Source organism: Enterovibrio baiacu (assembly GCF_004120195.1).
Taxonomy (GTDB): Bacteria; Pseudomonadota; Gammaproteobacteria; order Enterobacterales; family Vibrionaceae; genus Enterovibrio; species Enterovibrio baiacui.
Map to the genome: position 1 here is coordinate 545,925 of NZ_SCHN01000008.1, position 19,109 is coordinate 565,033.

The 19,109-nt window shown below is 44.9% G+C and carries 22 protein-coding genes; 1 reads left to right on the forward strand and 21 read right to left on the reverse strand.

The genetic code is table 11. The annotated features are described in order from the left end of the window. Positions 1 to 1,030: 1,030 nt before the first annotated feature. The 9 genes from EQP46_RS09270 to EQP46_RS09300 all read right to left on the reverse strand — a co-directional run bounded on the left by EQP46_RS09270 (position 1,031) and on the right by EQP46_RS09300 (position 6,083). Positions 1,031 to 1,663, reverse strand: a complete 633-nt coding sequence (locus tag EQP46_RS09270; protein ID WP_129493364.1) for a recombinase family protein — start codon at positions 1,661 to 1,663, stop codon at positions 1,031 to 1,033. Positions 1,664 to 2,316: 653 nt separating this feature from the next. Further along, on the reverse strand, positions 2,317 to 2,514 hold the full coding sequence (locus EQP46_RS09275) for a hypothetical protein (protein ID WP_129493365.1): 198 nt from the start codon (positions 2,512 to 2,514) through the stop codon (positions 2,317 to 2,319). Between the two features lie 163 nt (positions 2,515 to 2,677). Continuing rightward, positions 2,678 to 3,172 (reverse strand): hypothetical protein, encoded by a 495-nt coding sequence (locus tag EQP46_RS09280; RefSeq protein ID WP_129493366.1) that lies wholly within the window; start codon positions 3,170 to 3,172, stop codon positions 2,678 to 2,680. Continuing rightward, positions 3,165 to 3,326, reverse strand: coding sequence for a hypothetical protein (locus tag EQP46_RS24085; protein WP_161972847.1), 162 nt, complete (start codon positions 3,324 to 3,326; stop codon positions 3,165 to 3,167). The genes EQP46_RS09280 and EQP46_RS24085 overlap by 8 nt, the downstream gene beginning before the upstream one ends. A gap of 1 nt (position 3,327) precedes the next feature. After that, positions 3,328 to 4,074, reverse strand: a complete 747-nt coding sequence (locus EQP46_RS09285) for a hypothetical protein (RefSeq protein ID WP_129493367.1) — start codon at positions 4,072 to 4,074, stop codon at positions 3,328 to 3,330. Positions 4,075 to 4,141: 67 nt separating this feature from the next. After that, positions 4,142 to 4,756 carry a hypothetical protein gene (locus EQP46_RS09290; RefSeq protein WP_129493368.1) on the reverse strand — a complete coding sequence of 205 codons (615 nt, stop codon included), beginning with the start codon at positions 4,754 to 4,756 and terminating at the stop codon, positions 4,142 to 4,144. After that, on the reverse strand, positions 4,756 to 4,917 hold the full coding sequence (locus EQP46_RS24090) for a hypothetical protein (RefSeq protein WP_161972848.1): 162 nt from the start codon (positions 4,915 to 4,917) through the stop codon (positions 4,756 to 4,758). Before EQP46_RS24090 ends, EQP46_RS09290 begins: the two co-directional genes overlap by 1 nt. Before the next feature lie 9 nt (positions 4,918 to 4,926). Beyond that, a complete protein-coding gene (locus tag EQP46_RS09295) occupies positions 4,927 to 5,604 on the reverse strand; it encodes a helix-turn-helix domain-containing protein (RefSeq protein WP_129493369.1) in 678 nt (225 codons plus the stop codon). Positions 5,605 to 5,846: 242 nt separating this feature from the next. Continuing rightward, positions 5,847 to 6,083 (reverse strand): hypothetical protein, encoded by a 237-nt coding sequence (locus EQP46_RS09300; RefSeq protein WP_129493370.1) that lies wholly within the window; start codon positions 6,081 to 6,083, stop codon positions 5,847 to 5,849. Positions 6,084 to 6,339: 256 nt separating this feature from the next. On the opposite strand from EQP46_RS09300, the gene EQP46_RS09305 reads away from it, so the two are divergent. Next, complete coding sequence (locus EQP46_RS09305; protein ID WP_129493371.1) at positions 6,340 to 6,987, forward strand: hypothetical protein; 648 nt, start codon at positions 6,340 to 6,342, stop codon at positions 6,985 to 6,987. Between the two features lie 184 nt (positions 6,988 to 7,171). On the opposite strand, the gene EQP46_RS09310 is transcribed toward EQP46_RS09305, so the two are convergent. The 12 genes from EQP46_RS09310 to EQP46_RS09365 form a co-directional block, all read right to left on the reverse strand. Then, the gene (locus EQP46_RS09310) at positions 7,172 to 7,687 is read right to left on the reverse strand and encodes a DNA N-6-adenine-methyltransferase (protein WP_129493372.1); all 516 of its coding nucleotides are present in this window, start codon (positions 7,685 to 7,687) and stop codon (positions 7,172 to 7,174) included. Further along, positions 7,684 to 7,890 (reverse strand): hypothetical protein, encoded by a 207-nt coding sequence (locus tag EQP46_RS09315; RefSeq protein ID WP_129493373.1) that lies wholly within the window; start codon positions 7,888 to 7,890, stop codon positions 7,684 to 7,686. Before EQP46_RS09315 ends, EQP46_RS09310 begins: the two co-directional genes overlap by 4 nt. A gap of 55 nt (positions 7,891 to 7,945) precedes the next feature. Further along, positions 7,946 to 10,429, reverse strand: coding sequence for a hypothetical protein (locus EQP46_RS09320; RefSeq protein ID WP_129493374.1), 2,484 nt, complete (start codon positions 10,427 to 10,429; stop codon positions 7,946 to 7,948). A gap of 16 nt (positions 10,430 to 10,445) precedes the next feature. Next, positions 10,446 to 12,116, reverse strand: a complete 1,671-nt coding sequence (locus EQP46_RS09325) for a hypothetical protein (protein WP_129493375.1) — start codon at positions 12,114 to 12,116, stop codon at positions 10,446 to 10,448. A gap of 2 nt (positions 12,117 to 12,118) precedes the next feature. Then, positions 12,119 to 12,517, reverse strand: a complete 399-nt coding sequence (locus EQP46_RS09330) for a hypothetical protein (RefSeq protein ID WP_129493376.1) — start codon at positions 12,515 to 12,517, stop codon at positions 12,119 to 12,121. A 55-nt stretch (positions 12,518 to 12,572) separates the two neighbouring features. After that, positions 12,573 to 12,887, reverse strand: a complete 315-nt coding sequence (locus tag EQP46_RS09335) for a hypothetical protein (protein ID WP_129493377.1) — start codon at positions 12,885 to 12,887, stop codon at positions 12,573 to 12,575. A gap of 12 nt (positions 12,888 to 12,899) precedes the next feature. Beyond that, entirely contained in the window at positions 12,900 to 13,643 is a 744-nt protein-coding gene (locus tag EQP46_RS09340) for a hypothetical protein (protein WP_129493378.1), read from the reverse strand. Between the two features lie 3 nt (positions 13,644 to 13,646). Next, positions 13,647 to 14,573: a hypothetical protein gene (locus EQP46_RS09345; RefSeq protein ID WP_129493379.1), complete on the reverse strand. Its 927-nt coding sequence runs from the start codon at positions 14,571 to 14,573 to the stop codon at positions 13,647 to 13,649. Next, on the reverse strand, positions 14,566 to 14,778 hold the full coding sequence (locus tag EQP46_RS09350; RefSeq protein ID WP_129493380.1) for a hypothetical protein: 213 nt from the start codon (positions 14,776 to 14,778) through the stop codon (positions 14,566 to 14,568). The genes EQP46_RS09345 and EQP46_RS09350 overlap by 8 nt, the downstream gene beginning before the upstream one ends. A gap of 182 nt (positions 14,779 to 14,960) precedes the next feature. Then, the gene (locus tag EQP46_RS09355) at positions 14,961 to 17,078 is read right to left on the reverse strand and encodes a portal protein (RefSeq protein ID WP_129493381.1); all 2,118 of its coding nucleotides are present in this window, start codon (positions 17,076 to 17,078) and stop codon (positions 14,961 to 14,963) included. Between the two features lie 12 nt (positions 17,079 to 17,090). Continuing rightward, positions 17,091 to 18,620: a terminase large subunit domain-containing protein gene (locus EQP46_RS09360; protein ID WP_129493382.1), complete on the reverse strand. Its 1,530-nt coding sequence runs from the start codon at positions 18,618 to 18,620 to the stop codon at positions 17,091 to 17,093. Between the two features lie 48 nt (positions 18,621 to 18,668). Next, positions 18,669 to 19,001, reverse strand: coding sequence for a hypothetical protein (locus EQP46_RS09365; RefSeq protein ID WP_129493383.1), 333 nt, complete (start codon positions 18,999 to 19,001; stop codon positions 18,669 to 18,671). Between the last annotated feature and the right edge of the window lie 108 nt (positions 19,002 to 19,109).

Below are 19,109 nucleotides of genomic sequence, written 5' to 3' on the forward strand. Positions count from 1 at the left end.
ATTACGGTGGTTGATCGTATGGCTTTGCGTTGCAGCGGCTAACCCTCACAACCGTTCAACTCGCTAAGGCTCGTTTCCTTGGTTGTTCGTCGCCTCGCTAAAACTAACAAAGGATCATTCTTTGGAATGCCATTTAAACGCGCTAGGAACGATTCTGCGTGGATTTGAGTTGATAACCCAAGCCGTTAGGCTCTTAGAAACAAAAACCCCTTAGAAAGCCTTACAGAAAGGAAAAACAGTAAACTGATCCAAGCCGACGAGTGCGACGAGTGAGGGAAGGAAACGTAGTTTACTGACTGAGGGACGAGTGCGAGGGTTAGGCGCGGAGAGAGTGAGGACAAGAACGAGATATTAGGAATCACTGTGATTAAGGTCTTTGTTCCTAGGGCTGTGATGGTTTTGGTGCGGTGGTGGTATTCCTTTCGATGTATTCCTTTCGATGTATTCCTTTCGATGTATTCCTTTCGATGTATTCCTTTCGATGTATTCCTTTCGATGTATTCCTTTCGAGGAGATGGCACCCCTCACCCCCTAAGCCCTTGAAAAATAAATTAAATCTAGTAAAAGTTCTAAATGTTAAATTTTAGATGTAGCGATTACTTGCAAGTCATTCTAAAGGGTTATAATCAATCAAGCTACCATCGTACTACTGGTAAGAGAAGTCCTCTGAGAATGGCTTACAGGAGCTTCTAGAGGGTATTATGAGGTGTGTCTCAGGGTGGGTATTCCTAAAAAGGAAAAGCCCCCGATATGGAGGCTTAGATCTAACCCTGATGGAAGGGTAGGTAGGCGAAGAATGCCAGATTAGCTACTAGCAAAATCCATTGTAGCTCAGTCACTTAGTAGCCCACTTGATTTTAGCTATGGATGTAACCTTGCGTAGGCAGTCACCTAGGTTGTAGCCATATATCTCAAGGCCTCGCCAAATGATCAGGGTTTTGGTAGCATTCACCGTGACGATGTTCATAGTATTTCCTCTGGGTATCGTTCGGTGGGGATACTTTCTCAGGGCTTCCCCACCAATCCTCTCTTACAGCTTTCCAGCTTCTTTCAGTTCTTTACGCATAGCTACAATCACCTTAGGGCTACACTTCAATGCAGCGGTGATTTCTACCTGTTTAGCTCCATCAAGCAACATGCCCTTGATAGCACTGCGTAGCTTCACATCTGGTTGTTTTCCTTTGTATTTCTTCTCAGTATCCGGTCTTTCAGCATCTGCCTTCTGTTCTCGCTCGATACCCTGACGTTGACGCTTCTTCATGGTCTCCCACCACTCACGCGACATTGCCGCACCGATGTCTAAGATGAAGTTCGTCAGCACCTCCATCAGTGGGTTATCTGCCTGTTGGTGAGTCATAGGCTGATCAACTGATACGATGTATGCGCCTTTCTCTTTGACTACACGCTTGAGTTTGTCCCAATCGTCCATAGTCATACGGGTGATGCGGTCTACCTTCTCGATGATGATGCGGTCGCCTTCCTGTAGTTCATCCAGTAGCTTTGCCAGTTCAGGACGCTGTAGCTTTGTCCCTGAGTAGTTCTCTGTGTAGGTGATGATTGCACCATCGAACTTGTCAGTGGTGAAGCTGAGCATATTGTCACGCTCACGGTTAGAGTCCTGTTCATCTGTAGATGCGCGGAGGTAGATTCTGTTGATAGCCATTGTTATTCCCTAAGGGTCTTTGTTTCAGTGGGAATAGAATAATGTTCCCTAAGGGTTGTGTCAATAGGGAATAGCTACGGAATATCAAGGGAATACTGATTAAGGATTGACCAATGGGAATATTCCATTGAGGTATGCCCTTAGGGGATTGGATAGTTGGTAGGTATTGCTTGCCTTTGTGTCTGAGGTGTAGTAGTTGCGTGTGTGCGATCTACTATCGGTGAGAGGGATTCACGGTGGATGGATACTATTGATGATGTGTTGTCAATAGCTGATTACCTAAAGTATTTATAAAGCCTTACTAATCAAGCACTTAGGATTTCTGGATAAGGGAATGGTTGATTTCTACAGATTGATAACAATGTTCCAACCATTTTTACAGTCCATTTACAGGTGCCGTGACCACCTCCGAAAAATTTAAAAATGAAACTTCCCCTATGCAATTCAACGTGGTACGCTCAACTCATCCCACGCAGTCACTGCGTTTTGGACAAAAATGTCCGTGATACCGGACAAAAATGTCCGCCTAATAAAATATAATAAAAATAAACACTCATGCTTCGAAACATCGCAAGCGTTGCTTGCTCGTTCTCAGCTTTTGAAAAGGCAATCATTTCTGATTACCCTTCCATCAAACAACTCCTTCCGCGCCTTTACTCTCCACTCATCCTAATCAGAGGCGGCGGCTCTGTTGAAGCGGCAATGTCCTTCACACCTTGCGTGATCCGAAGTTTTTCTTCGTGTGTTCTGCTACGCCTTGTTTTCTCGTTTGTCAGGGCTATCGCTTCCTGCATACCCTTTGCGATTTTTCGCTTTTCTTCAAGCGTTAACTCTATGCGTTCTTTCTTCATAAAAAAATTTCCATTCATGATTAGTGGTTAGGGATGTATTTTGCGTCCCCAAGAAGGGGAAAGACTTTTTGCCAACATTGTCATAAAGGTTTCGCTCAATTATGTGCGAAAGCCCAAAGCGCATTTTTGCGTTTCTCAGAAGTCAAACCGTGATTCGGCGGTTTCAGAAATCCCAACCAGAACCACCAGAAACGCCACCTATGAAAAATTCAATATTGCGTTGTTCTGTCCAGTGCAATTGAAGTCGATCAAGCCTCTTAGCGTATTCAGCTTCTGGTGTGTAGCTTTCATCGAAAACAACGATGTATTTGATGCCAAGTGCGCTAAGGTCATCTTGAATGATCTTGTGCTTAATGGCTGAATTCGACCAGCAACACTCTTTGATACGTCGGTACTTGCCACCTCTAAAATCGCTTAGTGCTGCGTCTGAGTCAACGAGTGACGGAATAAAATTCAACTCATCACATTTGTATTCAACGATGGTCTTCGTTGGTTTATGCCAGAAATCGCCCTGTGCTCGAAACTCATGACCATTCCTGTCAAGAAACCGTAGAAACTGACGTGTCTTGGGGTGTCTAAAGTGCTTTCCGTGGATAGGTAGGAAGCCGCATGTTTCAGCGGCAAATTTCCCCTCAGCTTTGCTTCCGTAGTTAGCCACCACGTCTAGCCCTTGCGATTAAATCAGCAATGTCCCTTTCGTGCTGGTCTTCCCAAGGGTGATCAGAAAATAGCTTCATTGCCTCATGTCGCTCTGCGTTGTTTTTGATGCTACTGATGCCGATAAGTGCTTGTAGAAAAACAGAATAGTTCATGTTAGATGCCTCCGATAATGGCTTGGATTGATTGCTGTGCTTCAAGGAGTTTGTCAGAAGTTGACTTGCCTGTTGATGATACCCATGCAGGTATTTTGATAAGTTTCTCGTACTCAACCTTCATGTCAGCCTTGGGGTTCTCTGCTCGTATGCGTTTAAGCGCACCAAGACGCTCATATTCCATCAAGACGTTTAGTTTGCGGTATCGCTCGGCCTTGTCACCACCCATCACATAGCCGTACTCAGTGTGCTCTGCGTAGTTGTCTGGAATGGCCTTGAAAGTGCGGCTTGCGTACTCATCAGGAAGCGATTCTTTCAGCACACTACAAAAACCAATAGCAAAATCATTTTGCTGGTAGTAAACAACACCTTCATCAGCCCAAGGCTCATCAAGGCCAATATACACACCGTGACGCTCTAGGAGTTGCTGAGGCAATAGACCAACGTTCGGATCTGATGCTTGAACTGAAAGTAGTTCGTACATGTTCAGATTTTCTGGGTAGTTGGCTTTGAAATACTCTTCATCGAAGAGGTTGTTTTCTAGCTGATTCATGGCGAACCACTTAATCAACTCGCGTGTAGTCAATACCCGCCACTTGTAGCGGGAAACTTTGGTATTTAGATCAGCGTAGAGGGCGGGATAGCCACTCTTAATTTCGATGATGTGTGCGTTGTAGTGAAGGGTTGTTTCAATGCGGTGTTGCTTAGAAAAACGTGTTGCTAGTGCTTCAATGTTTTTAATACTCATAACTACCTCTTTCGGTTAAGTAGTCTGAGCCGTGAACCTTTGCGGCTGCATCTATTATCAGTTGTTGTTAGTCTTCGTACATACCTACGAACATGATGTAACTAAGTGCCATGAACTCAGGACGATTGTCAAAGTCTGCAATGTCATGTTTGTGTGCTTGGCCTCCACCAGTGTGATGTGTAGTTGGGTATAGATTAGACCAGTGTTTAATGTCAGGGCCACATTGACGATTATCACCACTAACCCAACCTGTTTGATCATAACCCAACGAACCGTTATGAACTACGTGGTTGTGAGAAGGAATGTGTGCAATTTCAAGTTTGAAATCAGCGGTACTCTTCAATGATACCTTGTGTACGCCGCCAGTTTTGGCGTTAGCGAATTCGTCATTAACACCCATGATGAACTTGCCGCGAAGGTCAGGCGTAAGAACACCATTTACAGTTCGACCATCACAGATAGCCCAACCTTTGGTTAGGTTCTCTTCCTTGCCGTAGTACATGGAAATGTAGCCAACTGGCAGATCTGGTCGCTTGTTATCTTCACCTTTAGTCCATTTAAACGTTCGTTGAATCGCTCGCTTTAACGCACAGATTTGCTGAGCACCTTCGGCGCGTGGATCGTCGTCTGCTGGTAATTTTGGGTTGATGTCTGAAATGTGATATCCGTTATCAATAGACATTAGAAGCCCTCCGCTTGCAGTACGTTGATTTCTTGGCGAACTCGATCAAGTGCCTCCTGTAGAGACGCAATGCGCTCATTGGCCTCTGTTGTTGTTAGTGCATCAGCAACGTAGCAGACAAGCTGCTTTTGCATGTCGGTGTATTTATCAGGATTTTTCATGTTATTTCCTTATGTGGTAATTGACTCCCATGTTGTTAGGTCTACAGGGGTTAGTCCGTATGCTCCGATGTTTTCGAAGTCATTTGCTTCTAGATATTGAAAAAGGTCATCTTCGAAATAGACGAACCTTGATTCGTGGTTAATCAACACGTTGCTTGTGCCAAACTCACCCTCACACCACGCTCTAAAATCGTCGTAGTTGCGTTCAACCGATACAGGTAAGGGATTGACTTCAACCTCGTCGATGGTGTTCTTGTAGCAGCTATCAGAAAGCCTCATGAAGTGCTTATCTTTAGCCTCGATACGGTTAGCTTTGACAGCTATGACCTTCGCTATGGTTTCGTTGTAGGCCTTGTCCGCTGGATGGAATGGGATGATGTAGCTTGCGTTGTTGTAGTTCCGCAGAGTCTCCAAGTAACCAGCGTCCTTGAGTTCAACCATCAACCTTCGAACCTGACGCTCAGACACACCCACCAATGCGCCTAGTTCGTCGTTACTCTTCCAGTAGCATGTGATCAGGCGGTAGGGGTTTATTTCCTTGCTATTGAGGTAGAATTTGAACTCAGTCCAAATAGCGATCCAGAGTAAACGTGCGTTAGGTGAAAGGTTCAGGTTGTACAGTATTTCAAGTGGAAGGAAGCGTAGGTAGCGATTATCCGTGGTTGCTGGTAGTTGTATTTCGTTCATCGCTTTCCTTCGCCGTAGTAGCCTTGGTAAATGCTTCGTCAATCAACTCGCAAATCTTGCGTGTTACGGTCTTATCTTCGCTGTCAGATAGCCAAATAAGCGGTTCCTGTAGCTGTGTCGGTATGGTTACTCTCATAAGCACCTCGTTTGAGTCGTGTGGCGGGTTGTAGTGCGTTTTAAAGGCATCAGATGAATCGTTGTATTGTTTTATCTAACGCCTCTCAGAATCGCTTACAGAGCGTTTAAACCTCATAGGCCTTTGGAGCTAGTGCCACCTTGTCTTTGTTGCCGTAGCGCCCAGTTGGTAGTAGGTAGCCAAGATCCAACAATGCACGGAAGTACAACTGAATTGAGATGGTAGATTTACCTAGTACCGCTGCGTAATCAGTCTTGTTTCGAGGAATATCAGGGTGATACATCATCAGTGAGATGATTGTTTTGTGTGCATCTGTGATTGACAGGTCAGTAATATATTTCATAGGAATATTCCTTATTATTAGTATCTAATTGATCTTTTCTTAGTTAATTTTCTTAACTCTTCTAATAATAAATACGTTTGGAAAACGAAAATCCTCACACTTTGTGAAAATAAATTTGAAATTCATCAAAAAACAATCAAATCCATGAAAAACAATGAGTTGAAAAAATAATTTAAGTTTTTTATCAAATGGTGTGAGGATTTTAACTTTTAGAACGTATTTATTATTATACCCCTAAGAAATTTTGGATTAATTTATGACTATTCTATCTGCCTCTCAGTTTCAAAAACTTCACTCTCGTATGTTTAAAGCGATCCTAAGCAAACTGATTGATTTAGGTTGTTTCGATGATGCGCTGTCCTTTGCGCTTAACATTGCATGGAGTTCTGAGAATGACCTAATCAATATCACCATGTTCAACCGTTCCAATGAAGATATTATTTCCTCAGCGTCAATCACTAGCGAAGAGTTGATGAAGCTAGGCACTAACACGCGATCACACATTGGTGCGCTCTGTGGAGCACTGGCGAATGAGTACGCACAAGAGGCCAAGGATGCGACAACCTATGAATATGACCTCTACACATCAATGGAAAGGGAAAAGGAGTATCTAGCCACCGCTGAGCCAGTTACTGTCAGTGAGCCTGTGGAGCTACCTAACATCCATGAGCATAGTTACTGGTGCTTGGATACTCATAACCCACTTTATGGTCGCCATGACGGTTACGTGAATCGTGAAGAGGGTATTTTCTACACTAACGAGGGTTTGATGATTGATATGGAGACATACACCATCATTGAAGAGGATGAGCCAGCTTATTTCATGATTGATGGTGTCCCGTATTCATACGAGACGCGACAACCACTCACAGAGGATAAGTCTTTTGATTGCATCAAGTCATAGATTCGGTCGTGTGTGTCGATGTAGATCTTGCGCTTCTTGCTGCCATGCCTGAAAAATCTACGTCCTGTTTCGTCCTTTGTCCTGATCGCCTTCCATACATTCTCTGTATTGTGCAATACATGCCCGTTAATGTACCTGTAAGGCGATTCTAGGCCGTCAATGAGTATCGGTGCTGTGTATGTACTCATGAAGCCTCTCTGAGCCTCTGCATAACGCTGCCATGCTTGCTGAACTCATCAACAAAGGCCTGAGTATTGCCTCCTAGGTAAATCACAGCACAGCCTTTCGTAGGACTCTTCTTGCCGCTGAAATTGGTTCGTTTGTTCAGGAAGCAAATAGGAAACTCGTATAGCTTCTGAAACCAACTCTCAGAGGTACTTGCAAAGCAAATCATGACCGCTTCATTGACGTTTCCTGATTGGTACTCATCAACCAACTTCTGAGTCCATAGCTTGTTGTTAATGCGGCTAAAAGGGTGGTTCATCCAAACGGTGTCAGCTACCCATTTCTGAGATAGTCCGTCATCATCCTTGGTGAATATTCTATGTGCCAGCACTGTTCGGTTAGCCTCTTCACAAGATGACGGATCTAACTCAATGCTGCCTAAAACAGTACGTGCAGACTCAACGATTTCGTGTGGTGTGTAGAATTCATCGTTGCCTGAATCCTGTAGCAGATACTCTGCAACGGATTTGTTCATGTGTAAGCCTCGATGATGCGTGTTGCTGTGTCCTTACCTGCCAATGAGCACAGAAAATCACGCTCATCGTCATCAATGTGGTTGCGTCCCAACATGCCTAGGCAAGTGTCCGCAAATTTGAAATTGGTGAATGCTTCGTTATGCCCGAAACGCTCTGAAAGCACTCCCATGAAGCCTTTCACCATATCTGAATGTTTTGTCATTGTTTATGTCCTTATAGATAAAGGAAAGCCCCTTGACGGGGCTGTTTCCTTGGTTTTACTGTGTGAGCATTGATGCTATTGCTGCGCCTATCGGATGATTGCGTAAAGCCTCAGTTATCTTAGAGTCAATCACCACGTCAGAAGACGGGTCACTTGGATCAATGATTAGTCTGATTTGACGCCTACGTTTGGTAGGGTCTTTCTGGTCATATGCTCCACGGTCGATAATAATCGCGTCATGACCAGCCTCAATCGCTGCTTTACGGTCATACTCTGGAAGCGAACCGTCAGGATTTGCTTGAACTGTGTAAGGGTTTCGAACCTTCAAGTTGCTGTGGCTGACAGGGCTAGGTTTGTCCTTGGTGGTCTTTCCTAGTTTGTTTCCTAGTTCGTCATAATGGCCTACGTTGTCCGTAGTCATGAGAATGTCGCCAGTTTCCTTGTCATAACCTGTCTGATATAGATTCTTCGCCAAACCTTCCGGTGTCCTTGGTAAGAAAACCTCATCGCCAACCACAAATAGGTCGTGTCCCTTGTTGCGTAGAGCATCAAAGAAGGCATCACGCTCACCTTTATCCGCTGGGATTTCATCAGGAGATAACCTGATAGCACTCTCAGAAGTACCGCTCATTTCGTGCGTGTACCTTGAATCTGATTCAGGTTTGATTAGCCTCTCCCTTTGAGGGTTAGCTGTAGACGCATATCCAGCATATTCGATCTGCTCACCTTCCGGTCTGACTCTTGGCGTGTGTGTTTGCTTCATAGATTCAGCAAAGCGTTCAGCCTCAGACAGTTGCTTGCGTTTGATATGAGAGGCCACTACCTTTCCGCCTAACATGTCGATGGCTTTAGTAGCAGTCCACTGAAACGCTGTAGCCAAAGGTTCGATCAGAGCCATATTCTTGTTAGTAAAAGCAGCCGTCCCTTTCGTATAACCTTCCTCTACCGCCTGTTGTGACGATAATCCAGCACCTTTACCACTCGCAGAGACAGTTTTTGCATCTAGGAATTTATTGAAAATACCTAGTGTGTCTTCCATCTCAATAGCTAGTCTGAAATTGCTAGATTCTCGCAATGATGGGATGATTTTATTCTCAAGCTCATCAATCACACGCTTGGCTGATTCATCAGTACCGTTCAGGATTTCTTCTGAGAGCGCATTGAATCGAGACCGTGCAATATCTACAACTGGATCATCAGCACCTGCAATAAATTCACGTAGCATTGCGTTTGATGCCTTCAAACCCTGCTCAATACCTACGTCAGTAAGCCTTGCAGCACCTTTCATACCATCAACGGTTTTGTCGTAACCAAGTGACCTGATGAAGTTTGTAGCCGTCTCACCCTTATCAGGGATGAAACCAAGCTCACGCATTGCCGTATCAGTTCCAAGAAGCCTTGAGAACTCCTGTGAGTCCACTGTTGAGCCACTTTGAACTAACCGCTTGTGAAGCTCATTAACCCTGACAACAGACAGTGCCTTGCGAGGTGTCATGGTGTCGCGTTGAGGAACTATCACACCATCCTCATCAACTCGTAGCTTTGGTGATACACCTGCGCCAGAAGTCTTGAAGTAGAGTTTCTCTAGTTTTGCCTTTTCTTCCGGTGTCTTAGCTTCTTTTGCCTTTGTTTCGACTTCATCTAAAACCTTCTGAGCCTCAACAACCTCTTTCGAGTAGTGAGCTTCTGTAGCAGCCCTATGAGCTACCGCTTTATCAGCATCAGCCTTCTTGATTGCTCGGTTAGTTAGTGCCTCAACACCCTCGTCAATGAGTTTCTGAGTACCACCCGCGATAGTCGCACCTAAAGCAGCATCACCCGCATATTCAGAGCTAATCACACCGCTCTCATGAGCCTCTTGTGATGCAGCACCAACACCAGCCCTGAAAGCCTCTTGAATAACCCTAGAACCTCTTGAAAGTCTATCACCAAGGCCTACGCCTCTGGTTAGAGCTAACTCAGTGCCAACACCAGCAATAAGCTCTGGCGCATCCGTCCATAAACCTTCTTCAAGGTTTCCTTGTGCTGCGCTTAACTCTTTGTCAATGCCAACACCAAGAGACTGAGTAGGTTCATCAAAACCAATCCGAGGATCGTACTTTTCAAACCAATAGTCTGTTTTCGGGTTGTAGTCTTTTGCGTAGTCAACATGCAAGTAAGGTACTGGTACATCCATAGCCTCTGAAACACCCTCAATTACATCAGAAACGGGTTTAGACCAGTTGTGAAGGAAGTTAGACGCTGACTTAGTTGCCGCCAGTGCAGCCGCTTTGATTGGCTCACCACTCGTGAAGTAGTTTCCTTCTTCCTGTTGTTGTGGCATTGATTGTTGAATGCGAGATATTGAAGAATCAAGATCAGCTATTGCCTCTTGGTCTCCTGCTGCTACTGCTCGTTCTCTGGCTGACTCTAGTTGGGAAAGGCTGTACTGTGGAAGAGAGGCTAAAGCAGCCTCTAAATCCTTGATACCTTCTGCATCATTCGCAGCCCTAGCTTTCTCTAAACCAGCCTCAATTTGTTGTCTTGTGTATTGTGCCATTGTTTGAGGCTCCTATTTACATATACTTAGAACCAGCCGTTCCTACGTCAGTTGTTGGTGTGCCTGATGCGTCGTATTGAACCTTTTGAGGCTGTTGGGTAGTAGTGGTCGCAGGTTGTTTAGGCTCGGTAGTGCCAACCGTTACACCATCAACCTTGCTAGTATCTTCCCAGGGCGTGATGTTCATAGTGGATTCCCTGAATTCGAAGTCCTTAACACCCCTAAACGATTCGTTGTAAAGCTCTTTCATCTTCGTGCTGTCAGGGTATCTTCCATGTTCCTCGGCGTACCTCTCGATAGACTCATCGAAAGCTAGTCCAGCCTCAATCACCTGCAAGTGCTGAGTGATGAAAGATACTGGAAGGTTTGGCCTGATGTGACCAGTTTCTGGATCAATAAGCGCATTCTTTGAGGTGAGAAGTCTGTTACCTTCTGGGTCAGTAAGGCCTGCGATACTATCAACGCTATCAACGATTTGTTGAAATTGAGAACCTAACACTTGCTGTAACAGTGCAGCACCTTGGTTGTACTCGTCAGATAATGCGCGTGCAGTAGTTGAGACTGGCTGATCTGCAAGAGCCTCGATTGTTGCTGTATCTATACGTGCAATTTGACTACGAGTAGTGTGAATACTTTTGATGCGGTTAGCTGCATTCTTCTTGACCGTAGCAATATCCTTTCCAGCCTCTCTGTTAGCCTTAATCTCATCAAGTTCGATGTCGTGCTTCTCATCCATCATGCGTTGCTGGTCTTCGTGTGCATGTTGAGACTCAAGTTTTGCCTTTTCCCACTCAAGTTTTGCTTGCTCGTGCTTCAACTTCGCCGCTGCTTGTTCTTCCGCTGAGAGGTGCTTCGATTGGTTAAGTTCAAGCTCAGCTTGTTTTAGCTGAATCTCGGCCTGACGTTCAGTAATCTTGCTACTCTCTACAGCACGTTTGAGTGTCAACTCATCTGTCTTGTATTTCTGTTCAAATGCGAACTTACGTTCATCTAGTGAAAGGACAGGCTTAGTAATTGTGTTAACCGTCTCGCCTGCATCATTCAAGAAAATACCTGAACCATCAGAGTTCATTTGAAGAGTCATTAGATCTGGTCTTGCCTTCTCATCAGTAGCCAACACTGTTTTACCTGTAGCCAAATCAACAACATGGACAAAACCACCCTTATTGACCTTTCCAGTTTTAGCAACTGTATTTCCAACAAGAACACCTCTGTCACCTGAATGAATGTATTCCTGAATAGAGGATTTGCTGAAACCTTCTTCACTTAGCTGGTCTCGCTGCTTGTTGCGTCTCCACTTTTCACTGACAGCCTCTTTTTCCGCATACATCAGCTTTGTGGCTTCTCGTGGGTCTCCTGTTATATAAACACTACGGAAATACATCTCTCGAACTTTTTGCCTAGCTTCAAGTGACTCTGGATCATCAATTTCATCCCACTCACTTTCCAGAGACTGCTTATCAATCGCTTTGTTGTTTACTGACTTGTCATAGGCATCTGGAACAGTTGTTTTAGGTGTTTCATAAACTGCACCTTCTCTGATGTCGCTTACTGGTGCTCCGCTAGAAACATCTGTATTAGCATTTGCTAACTCTGACGGTTTAATCTCATTAATCTCATCTGATTGTTCAGCAAGAATGGTGTCTAAGTCCGTAGAGTATGGGTTTTTGTATTCTTGGATAGCCATTATCAGTAGCCCTCATCCGTGTTGTTTAAATCAGCAATTATCTTCTTGAGAATTTCCTCGCCTTTTACCTTGTCGATAGGGTTTGAAGGGTCATTAACAATGCCTCTCAATCGCAAAGCTGTCTGTGTCAGTTTTTCTTGGTCTCTGCTTAGGATTGGATCTTTATCAGCTTCCAATGCAAAGTTTTCTAAGCGTTTGTTGTAGCCTTCTTTTGGTGACACGGTAACACCTTCAAAACTTGGACGATTAGCGAATAAGTCATCAGTTGATTGAGTCTGTGCTTGCGCTTCCTGCTGTTGCTGTTGGGTGGACGTTTCGAAAGGATCAACCTCTTGTTTGGCTTGTTCTCGTTCAATGCCGAAACGCTGGCGATATAAGGCCAGTTGTTCTTGAATATTCATTAGTGTTTTCCTATAGGAAGGGAGGAGGGGTAGCTAATCCCTCCCTTTGTTTCGATTAACGGCCAGAGAAAGCCTTGAGGTAGTCAAGAGGTGATGCTTGAGCGGTTCTGAGATGATTACCCATTGCGTCATAACCATTGCTCGCTTGACGAATAGAACCTAGCGGTGCTGAGCCTTTAGCTCCTGCTTGTCCGCCTTTCTTAATACCTTCGTCAATACCTGCCATAATCCCACCACCTAGCTTTGTCATTGCTGATGGTTCTTCACCTTTTGCCTTCGCATCTGAATCAATATCAGTGCCTGTTTGCTGTGCTAATGCGCCACCTAATAAATCCATAGCACCGCCAGCAATTGCTGCCCAAAAACTCATAGTTATTACTCCTTAAAATAGTTTGCCTAACAAGCCGCTACCTTCATCAGTGGTAGAACCTTGCTGCCAAGAACCAGCAAGACCGGATGCGTTGTTTGCGATGCCAGTCAGGTATTCGAACATCCCTGCCGTAGAACCTGCGTGAGTCTTTTTCCACTCAGCAAGTGCTTTCTGGATCTCATCCTGTTGGAGAACACCAGAAGCCGCCAATTGTTGCCCGTAGATGCCTTGTAGAGCGTTTGCAGCATTACCCATGATGCTTTGCTCATTCTGTAGAAATGCGTTGTTCTGCTGCGCTTGTAGGGCTGATAAATCAGTGTTTGCTTGTGCTGTCGCAACACCTTCCATCACGCCACGTCTTGAACTGTTGGAATTACCCATTTCAGAAGCACCAAGACCGATAGAACTCAGTGAACCCTCAAGTGCGCTGCTTGCCTGTGCCGCTGATGCAGCATTCAGATCTTGCAATGCGTTGTAGCGGTCTGCTTGGCCTTCACCAGACAGTAAGCCTTGATAATATTGTCCTGCTGTGCCACCTGAACCCATGCCAGCAATCGCGTCTAGTTGGCCTTGATTTAGACCAACATGTTCTGGTCCTGTTGGTGCTCCTCCTGCCATAACGTCACCAACAAGCTGTCCATAGAGGTCTTCCATCTCAGGAGTCCAAAGGTTGGAACCTGATGAGCCTGAACTGTTTGTAGTGCCGCCTGTATTGCCCATTGCAGCACCTGCGATACTGCTTGCTAATGCACCCATAAATTAATCCTCCAAGAAGCTGAACACGTCTACCATGTCGCGTGAACTAGCTTTGCCTTTTGCGTAATTTTTCAATGCCTCAGAAGACTGCTTTGTTAGCTTCTCGCGCTTTTTAGGTGCTGCTACTGTGGCTCGTTGTTTCTCTGGTTGTTTGTTTAGAGATGCGATTGATGATTTAACTGTTTTGTCGTACTTGTACGCCTTAACCAGAATTTCTGCGAACTGAGGTGATAGAACCTTAACCGCGTCCTGAGACGGCATACCTGAGTTAAGTAGGTACTTGCCAATGTCCTCTTTGATGTCCTTCCAATCTGAATGATTAGAGGTCATGACGTGATCCATGTGGTTGTATCGTTCCTGTAGTTCCTTTGCTTTGAACTCCTGAACACGCTTCGTATATGCTGATGCTTCTTGCTCAACGATTCCTCTGCGTGTCTCCGCATTGGTCAGTTGCATGTAGAACTTGCCTCGTTCAGCATCACTGATGTAAGGGTCTTGGAGTTTGCGCTTAATGGCTGCGATTTCTCGATCAGCTTCTGTCTGTACAGCAACAACACGTTCTTTCAGGAACTCTTCATTAGCTTCAAGGTCTCGTGCCACACCTGACAAACCTTCATATGCTGTGGTTAGCTCGTTTTTACGAGAAACAACCTTCTCTAACTCACCTTTGGTAAGTTCAACGCCAGCAATAAGGACAACATCATCAACGCCTAGCGTATCCAGTTCATTAGCCTTCGGTTCTTCTGGTTCGTCACCCTCTTCAAAATCATCCTCAGAGAACTCCTCTGACTCTTCATCACTTGAATCGAAAGAGTCCATAAGCTCGTTAACGTCGAAACCTTCTTCACTTTCTTCAACTGCTTCTACGGCCTCTTCAACCGCTGCGTCATCCCATAGGTGACTGTATTCCGTGTAATCTTCGTTAGTCATTGTTATATTTCTCCAATTCCATTTGTAATTTGTCTAAGTGTTTGTATTCGATTTTCATGGCTTCCATGTCGTTGCAATGAAAGACACTGACTCGCATTGTTCTTCGTAGCTTTTCGAATACATGAGGCACATGTGAGCCAATAACCCTCAATGAGTCTTCATAAATAACATCAAGCTCACTGTCAGTGATTTGCGTGTAATCCATTGATTAACGTCCTTTTTTAATGTGGTTCGTTTTCATGTAAACCCCTGTAAGTCACTACAAAACAACGCACACACTGATAACCCTGAAATAGCTAGGTATTGGTAGGCATTGGTATTTGTGTTTTTCTTGAAACTCACTGTTCATGGAAAATCAGTGACTTGAAGGGGTTACATGTTTTTCAATTAGTTGCCGATGAGGACAGGTCTGTTCTGCTTAGCTTCAAGTTCAAGCTCAGCACGATCCATCACAACGTCGCTTTCCATCTTCGCCAGCTTGCCGCCTAACTCTTGGGCTTTAAGATCTAACTCTTGGAATGCACGTAAGGAGGACTCTTCATCTCGTTGACGCTTGTTGACACCATCAAGCAACATCTCAGAGGTACGAACCTCTTCTTTGGCTACGGTAATCAGCAAGTTTTGAGTCTGTGCTTGTAGGTTCTCAAGCTGTGCCTGTAGTCCCTGAACCTCAAGCTGCTTGCGTAGCATCATTTCTTGCTGTTCTTCTGGGGTAGGTTGCTTCTCAGGTACGATGAATTTAGCTGCTTGGTCTTTGGTTAGACTTGTAGCTGTAAGCATTTCCTCAATGATTGCTCGGATATTCACTGACAGGTTAGGGTTTTGAGCGGCTAGGTTTGCCAGCTTTGCAGCCTCGGTAAGCACTGAAATAAGCGTACCTTTGTCAGATTGCGTCAGTACGTCGATTGCGAAGTCAGATACCTTAGGAAGTGCAGAAGTATTGAACCTGCTACCATCTTCCAGCGTCAGATCTACGCCTTCTTCACGTAGTAGTGAGTAAAGGCCAGAGAATAGCGGCTGAATCATGGTACGGGCGAACGTGCCAGCAATGCGGCGGTCTTTGATTTCTTCGTTACCAAGTATCATAGAAACAGTCAGCGAGTTGACGTTGTTCATGCTGCTAGTTTCAAGGTTGCTCGAAACTTGAGTGCCAATAGAACGGTCTCGGCTTTCAGCCAGTTTTGCTTGAATGGTTGCGAAGTCTGGAAGTGTTGAGTAAAGCTGTTCTGGTTCAATAGCACCAGATAGGTTTACTTCAATAATGCCGCCCACCCTATTATCAAGAAGGCTTCTCTTATCGTATCCGCCTTTCAGTGCGTAGTAGCGTGGGTGTGTACGTTTAGCTGAATCATCCATCTGTAAGCGCATAGCATTGCTTAGAGAGTCTTGATGATCCTTACAAATGTCATACATGGACATTCCGAGGAACGAACCACCAATAGTGATTGCCTTTCCATATGTGAAAGGGATTCTATCAGCGCAATGTACTTCTAGGATTTGATTATCAGTAGCAAATACTCGCAGAAGTTCAGACTTTCCACGCTTGTTCATCAGTGACGTGTAAATGAAGTGTTCGTATAGATATACGTCTCGTTCGTTGTCGTCATAGCTTAATGAGCCGTAGTCCAAGTCACTCGTAAGTGTCCCATCAATTAGAAGGTCGATCTTATCCAGTGGTGATGACTCGTAAGGCATAGAGCTAGAGGTTTCTATCTTGCTACGCTTAAAGCCCATCTCAACCAACTCACCAACCGTGTATTTTTGACGGTGACACAGGTAGCGACAATCACTGATAGAGGTGCAACCTTTCTCAATGAACATCTCAGCTAAGCCTACGTGGTCAAGTTTGATGTCTCGGTTGATTTTCAGTAGATCGACTTTGCCACGAATAAACGGAATTGGAATCTCAACCTGCTGACCAGTTGCTTGGTCTACTTGGCTGATGTTTTCTACCTTGATCTCAGCAACGCTAAAATCAGTATCTGGGAACGCTTTCAGGATTGGATCAAGCTCTAGAAGTTCAGTCCAATCAGGTAGTTCAATAGCCTGTTCCTCTCTGGACTCTTCGACGAACCATTTCAGGTACGCACCACCAATAATCAATGCCTCTGTGAACGCTTCATTCAGGATTTCATATCCGTTGTTTTGACGTAGGAAAATTTCATTGATTTTCTTATTGACTGCATCTGCAATCATCGTTGTTGGTAGTGGCTTACCCTCTGGACTAATCATCACCTCTGCTGGACGGTAGATCACAGCTTGGGATTCATTCGCAGTGAAGATGCTCAGTTGCTGAGGTAGAAGGCGATCAACTGCATCACGCAATACAGGCTCAACAAAATCTGAACCACTTTTAGCTAAACGTAGCGGTTTCTTGCCTAAGAAGTAATCCCATGCCTCAGTGTATTTAGTCGCCTGTTCGCTTTGGAATGACTCAGCATCACTAAATGATTGTTTGAGCAAAGCGAATAACCGTTCGCCTTGCACATTGTTAAATCGTTTCATTGATAATCCTTATCAAAATACTTCAAAGCCTGTTGGCTCTGAGTTAAAACCGTTATTGAAGTCCTCAAACACACCTTTGCACTGTCCTGCTGGAACCCCGTAACGGTCGATTGATAAGAGTGCATATCTGCTTGCATCAATGGTGTCATCGTTGGTTGTTGCTGAAACTGTTTTCCCGCCGTGCTGCTTCCAGAAGAACGAACGCTTCTGCTTGAAGAAGTGAAAGCAACTCTCCGCAACCTTTATCGTCCCACTCTTGAACCCATGAGCGATCCAGTGCAAACCACCTTCACGGCCTTGGTCTTTGGCTTGTACATTGGTGATCTTGTTTTGGATGAAATGAGGGTTGGAGAAGACCTTAAACATGACGTTGCAGCCTAGGTCGCGGAGAATGGTTGCGCGGGTTTCCATTGAACCACCTTCAAGCCTTGCGTTTGCGTCATGAGGGCAGATAACGGGAATGTTTGGGTAATCAGAGTCCCTGATAGCTTGAGCCATAGCATCAACGCTTTTATCAAGGTTTAAGTAGAATTCTTTGAAAATGTAGTAGGTGTCTGTTTCAGGGTCTTTTGTAATGTACATTACAATTGATGGGTCTCGCGTCTTACCAAAGTCAACACCTGCTATTACAGGCCAGTGAATAGGAGGCTCAAAATCACCTGTGATAATTTCAGAGTCATCAATAGGGAATATTGCACCTGAACCTTTGCTTGGTAGGCCTTTGGTTCTCATTGGTACTTCAAACTCTGGGATACCAGCCAGCAATTCAGCCTTGACCTCTTTGGTTAGGTGAGGTGCTTGATCCCAACCAGCATGAAAGATGTACAGCTTTGGTTCTTCCTCGAACTTACGGATAAGCTCTGTATATCCAGCCTCTGGCGTAGCGGTGATCAGCACACGGCCTTTTGTTTTTGTTGAAGTACGAGTAAGGCACTGAGAGTATATTTCCAGCGACTTGTACCAGTCCTCTTCATCCAGCCAAATGTAATCGCAACTCTGTCCCATTAATGACTGAACACCTTGCTGTGTGCTTCGGAAGTCCAGCGTTGACCATCCATCAAACACGCCGTTGGTGTGGTGTGCTACTCGGATAGTTGAGACGGTGTTTCCATCCCTTTCGATTGATGCGAAGTCCAAGTAATCCCTTGGAATTGAGCCTGTACCAATCGCTGAGAGGTCTTTAGCTGTTTCAGTGCCTAGGACTTCTTTTTGTAGAACGGTGCGCGTAGAGTTGGCTGTGAGGCCGATAGCCCATGCTAGGATAGGATAGTCATACCTGATGCCGTTCCATTCCCAACCGTGGGTTTCTTCTGTGGGGTATAAGCCTGTGAGGTGGTAGGCTAGTTCCATAGCCCCTGCGTAGGTCTTACCGCAACGGTTGGCTAGGCAAGCATAGCGACTTCGAAAGGTGTTCCCCGCTTCAAACATTTGCTTTTGGAAGGGATACGGTTTGAAGTCTAGCCAGCGGTTTTCTTTTCTGGTTTGTTCAATCTTATCTAGTAGCTCTAGTAACTCATGAACCTCCATTTTTTCTATGTTCATTTAGGGAATCCCTCCCAATAAAAAGCCCCGAACAAGTGGGGCTAGTGCTTAATCGTTTGACATCTCAGCTAGTCGCTTCTTAACCATGTCAAGCATCTCTTTTGTGCCTTCTGCTTTGATGCGGATCTCTTCTTTAGAAATTTCAGCATCAGCATCAAGAACCATCTTGTCGGCAATCAACTTCATAATCAGTTGGTTCTTCTTGAAGTCGTTTGACTCTAGAAACTCAAGTACCTTTGCTCGGTAGAGGGTCATCACTAAGGGGTCGGTTGCGATTTCGCGGAAATACTTTGTGAAGCTGGCGACTTTAGGCGCAACTACTGCACCTCTCTTCATGTTGCTAACATTGCCAACAACACCTACATTGTGTGGATTACTCATAGTTATCAGTTCCTTGCGTTGGGTGTTGAAAAAATAAGACCTCCCCGAAGGGAGGCTTATTAATGAGGCTTGGCTGAATCAAAGCTATAAGGAGGGAAGCCATCAACA

Excerpts from the sequence above, each read along its gene's own strand:
- EQP46_RS09270 (WP_129493364.1), bottom strand. The coding sequence starts at position 1,663 with ATGGCTATCAACAGAATCTACCTCCGCGCATCTACAGATGAACAGGAC.
- EQP46_RS09275 (WP_129493365.1), bottom strand. The coding sequence starts at position 2,514 with ATGAAGAAAGAACGCATAGAGTTAACGCTTGAAGAAAAGCGAAAAATC.
- EQP46_RS24085 (WP_161972847.1), bottom strand. The coding sequence starts at position 3,326 with ATGAACTATTCTGTTTTTCTACAAGCACTTATCGGCATCAGTAGCATC.
- EQP46_RS09285 (WP_129493367.1), bottom strand. The coding sequence starts at position 4,074 with ATGAGTATTAAAAACATTGAAGCACTAGCAACACGTTTTTCTAAGCAA.
- EQP46_RS09290 (WP_129493368.1), bottom strand. The coding sequence starts at position 4,756 with ATGTCTATTGATAACGGATATCACATTTCAGACATCAACCCAAAATTA.
- EQP46_RS24090 (WP_161972848.1), bottom strand. The coding sequence starts at position 4,917 with ATGAAAAATCCTGATAAATACACCGACATGCAAAAGCAGCTTGTCTGC.
- EQP46_RS09295 (WP_129493369.1), bottom strand. The coding sequence starts at position 5,604 with ATGAACGAAATACAACTACCAGCAACCACGGATAATCGCTACCTACGC.
- EQP46_RS09300 (WP_129493370.1), bottom strand. The coding sequence starts at position 6,083 with ATGAAATATATTACTGACCTGTCAATCACAGATGCACACAAAACAATC.
- EQP46_RS09305 (WP_129493371.1), top strand. The coding sequence starts at position 6,340 with ATGACTATTCTATCTGCCTCTCAGTTTCAAAAACTTCACTCTCGTATG.
- EQP46_RS09310 (WP_129493372.1), bottom strand. The coding sequence starts at position 7,687 with ATGAACAAATCCGTTGCAGAGTATCTGCTACAGGATTCAGGCAACGAT.
- EQP46_RS09315 (WP_129493373.1), bottom strand. The coding sequence starts at position 7,890 with ATGACAAAACATTCAGATATGGTGAAAGGCTTCATGGGAGTGCTTTCA.
- EQP46_RS09320 (WP_129493374.1), bottom strand. The coding sequence starts at position 10,429 with ATGGCACAATACACAAGACAACAAATTGAGGCTGGTTTAGAGAAAGCT.
- EQP46_RS09325 (WP_129493375.1), bottom strand. The coding sequence starts at position 12,116 with ATGGCTATCCAAGAATACAAAAACCCATACTCTACGGACTTAGACACC.
- EQP46_RS09330 (WP_129493376.1), bottom strand. The coding sequence starts at position 12,517 with ATGAATATTCAAGAACAACTGGCCTTATATCGCCAGCGTTTCGGCATT.
- EQP46_RS09335 (WP_129493377.1), bottom strand. The coding sequence starts at position 12,887 with ATGAGTTTTTGGGCAGCAATTGCTGGCGGTGCTATGGATTTATTAGGT.
- EQP46_RS09340 (WP_129493378.1), bottom strand. The coding sequence starts at position 13,643 with ATGGGTGCATTAGCAAGCAGTATCGCAGGTGCTGCAATGGGCAATACA.
- EQP46_RS09345 (WP_129493379.1), bottom strand. The coding sequence starts at position 14,573 with ATGACTAACGAAGATTACACGGAATACAGTCACCTATGGGATGACGCA.
- EQP46_RS09350 (WP_129493380.1), bottom strand. The coding sequence starts at position 14,778 with ATGGATTACACGCAAATCACTGACAGTGAGCTTGATGTTATTTATGAA.
- EQP46_RS09355 (WP_129493381.1), bottom strand. The coding sequence starts at position 17,078 with ATGAAACGATTTAACAATGTGCAAGGCGAACGGTTATTCGCTTTGCTC.
- EQP46_RS09360 (WP_129493382.1), bottom strand. The coding sequence starts at position 18,620 with ATGAACATAGAAAAAATGGAGGTTCATGAGTTACTAGAGCTACTAGAT.
- EQP46_RS09365 (WP_129493383.1), bottom strand. The coding sequence starts at position 19,001 with ATGAGTAATCCACACAATGTAGGTGTTGTTGGCAATGTTAGCAACATG.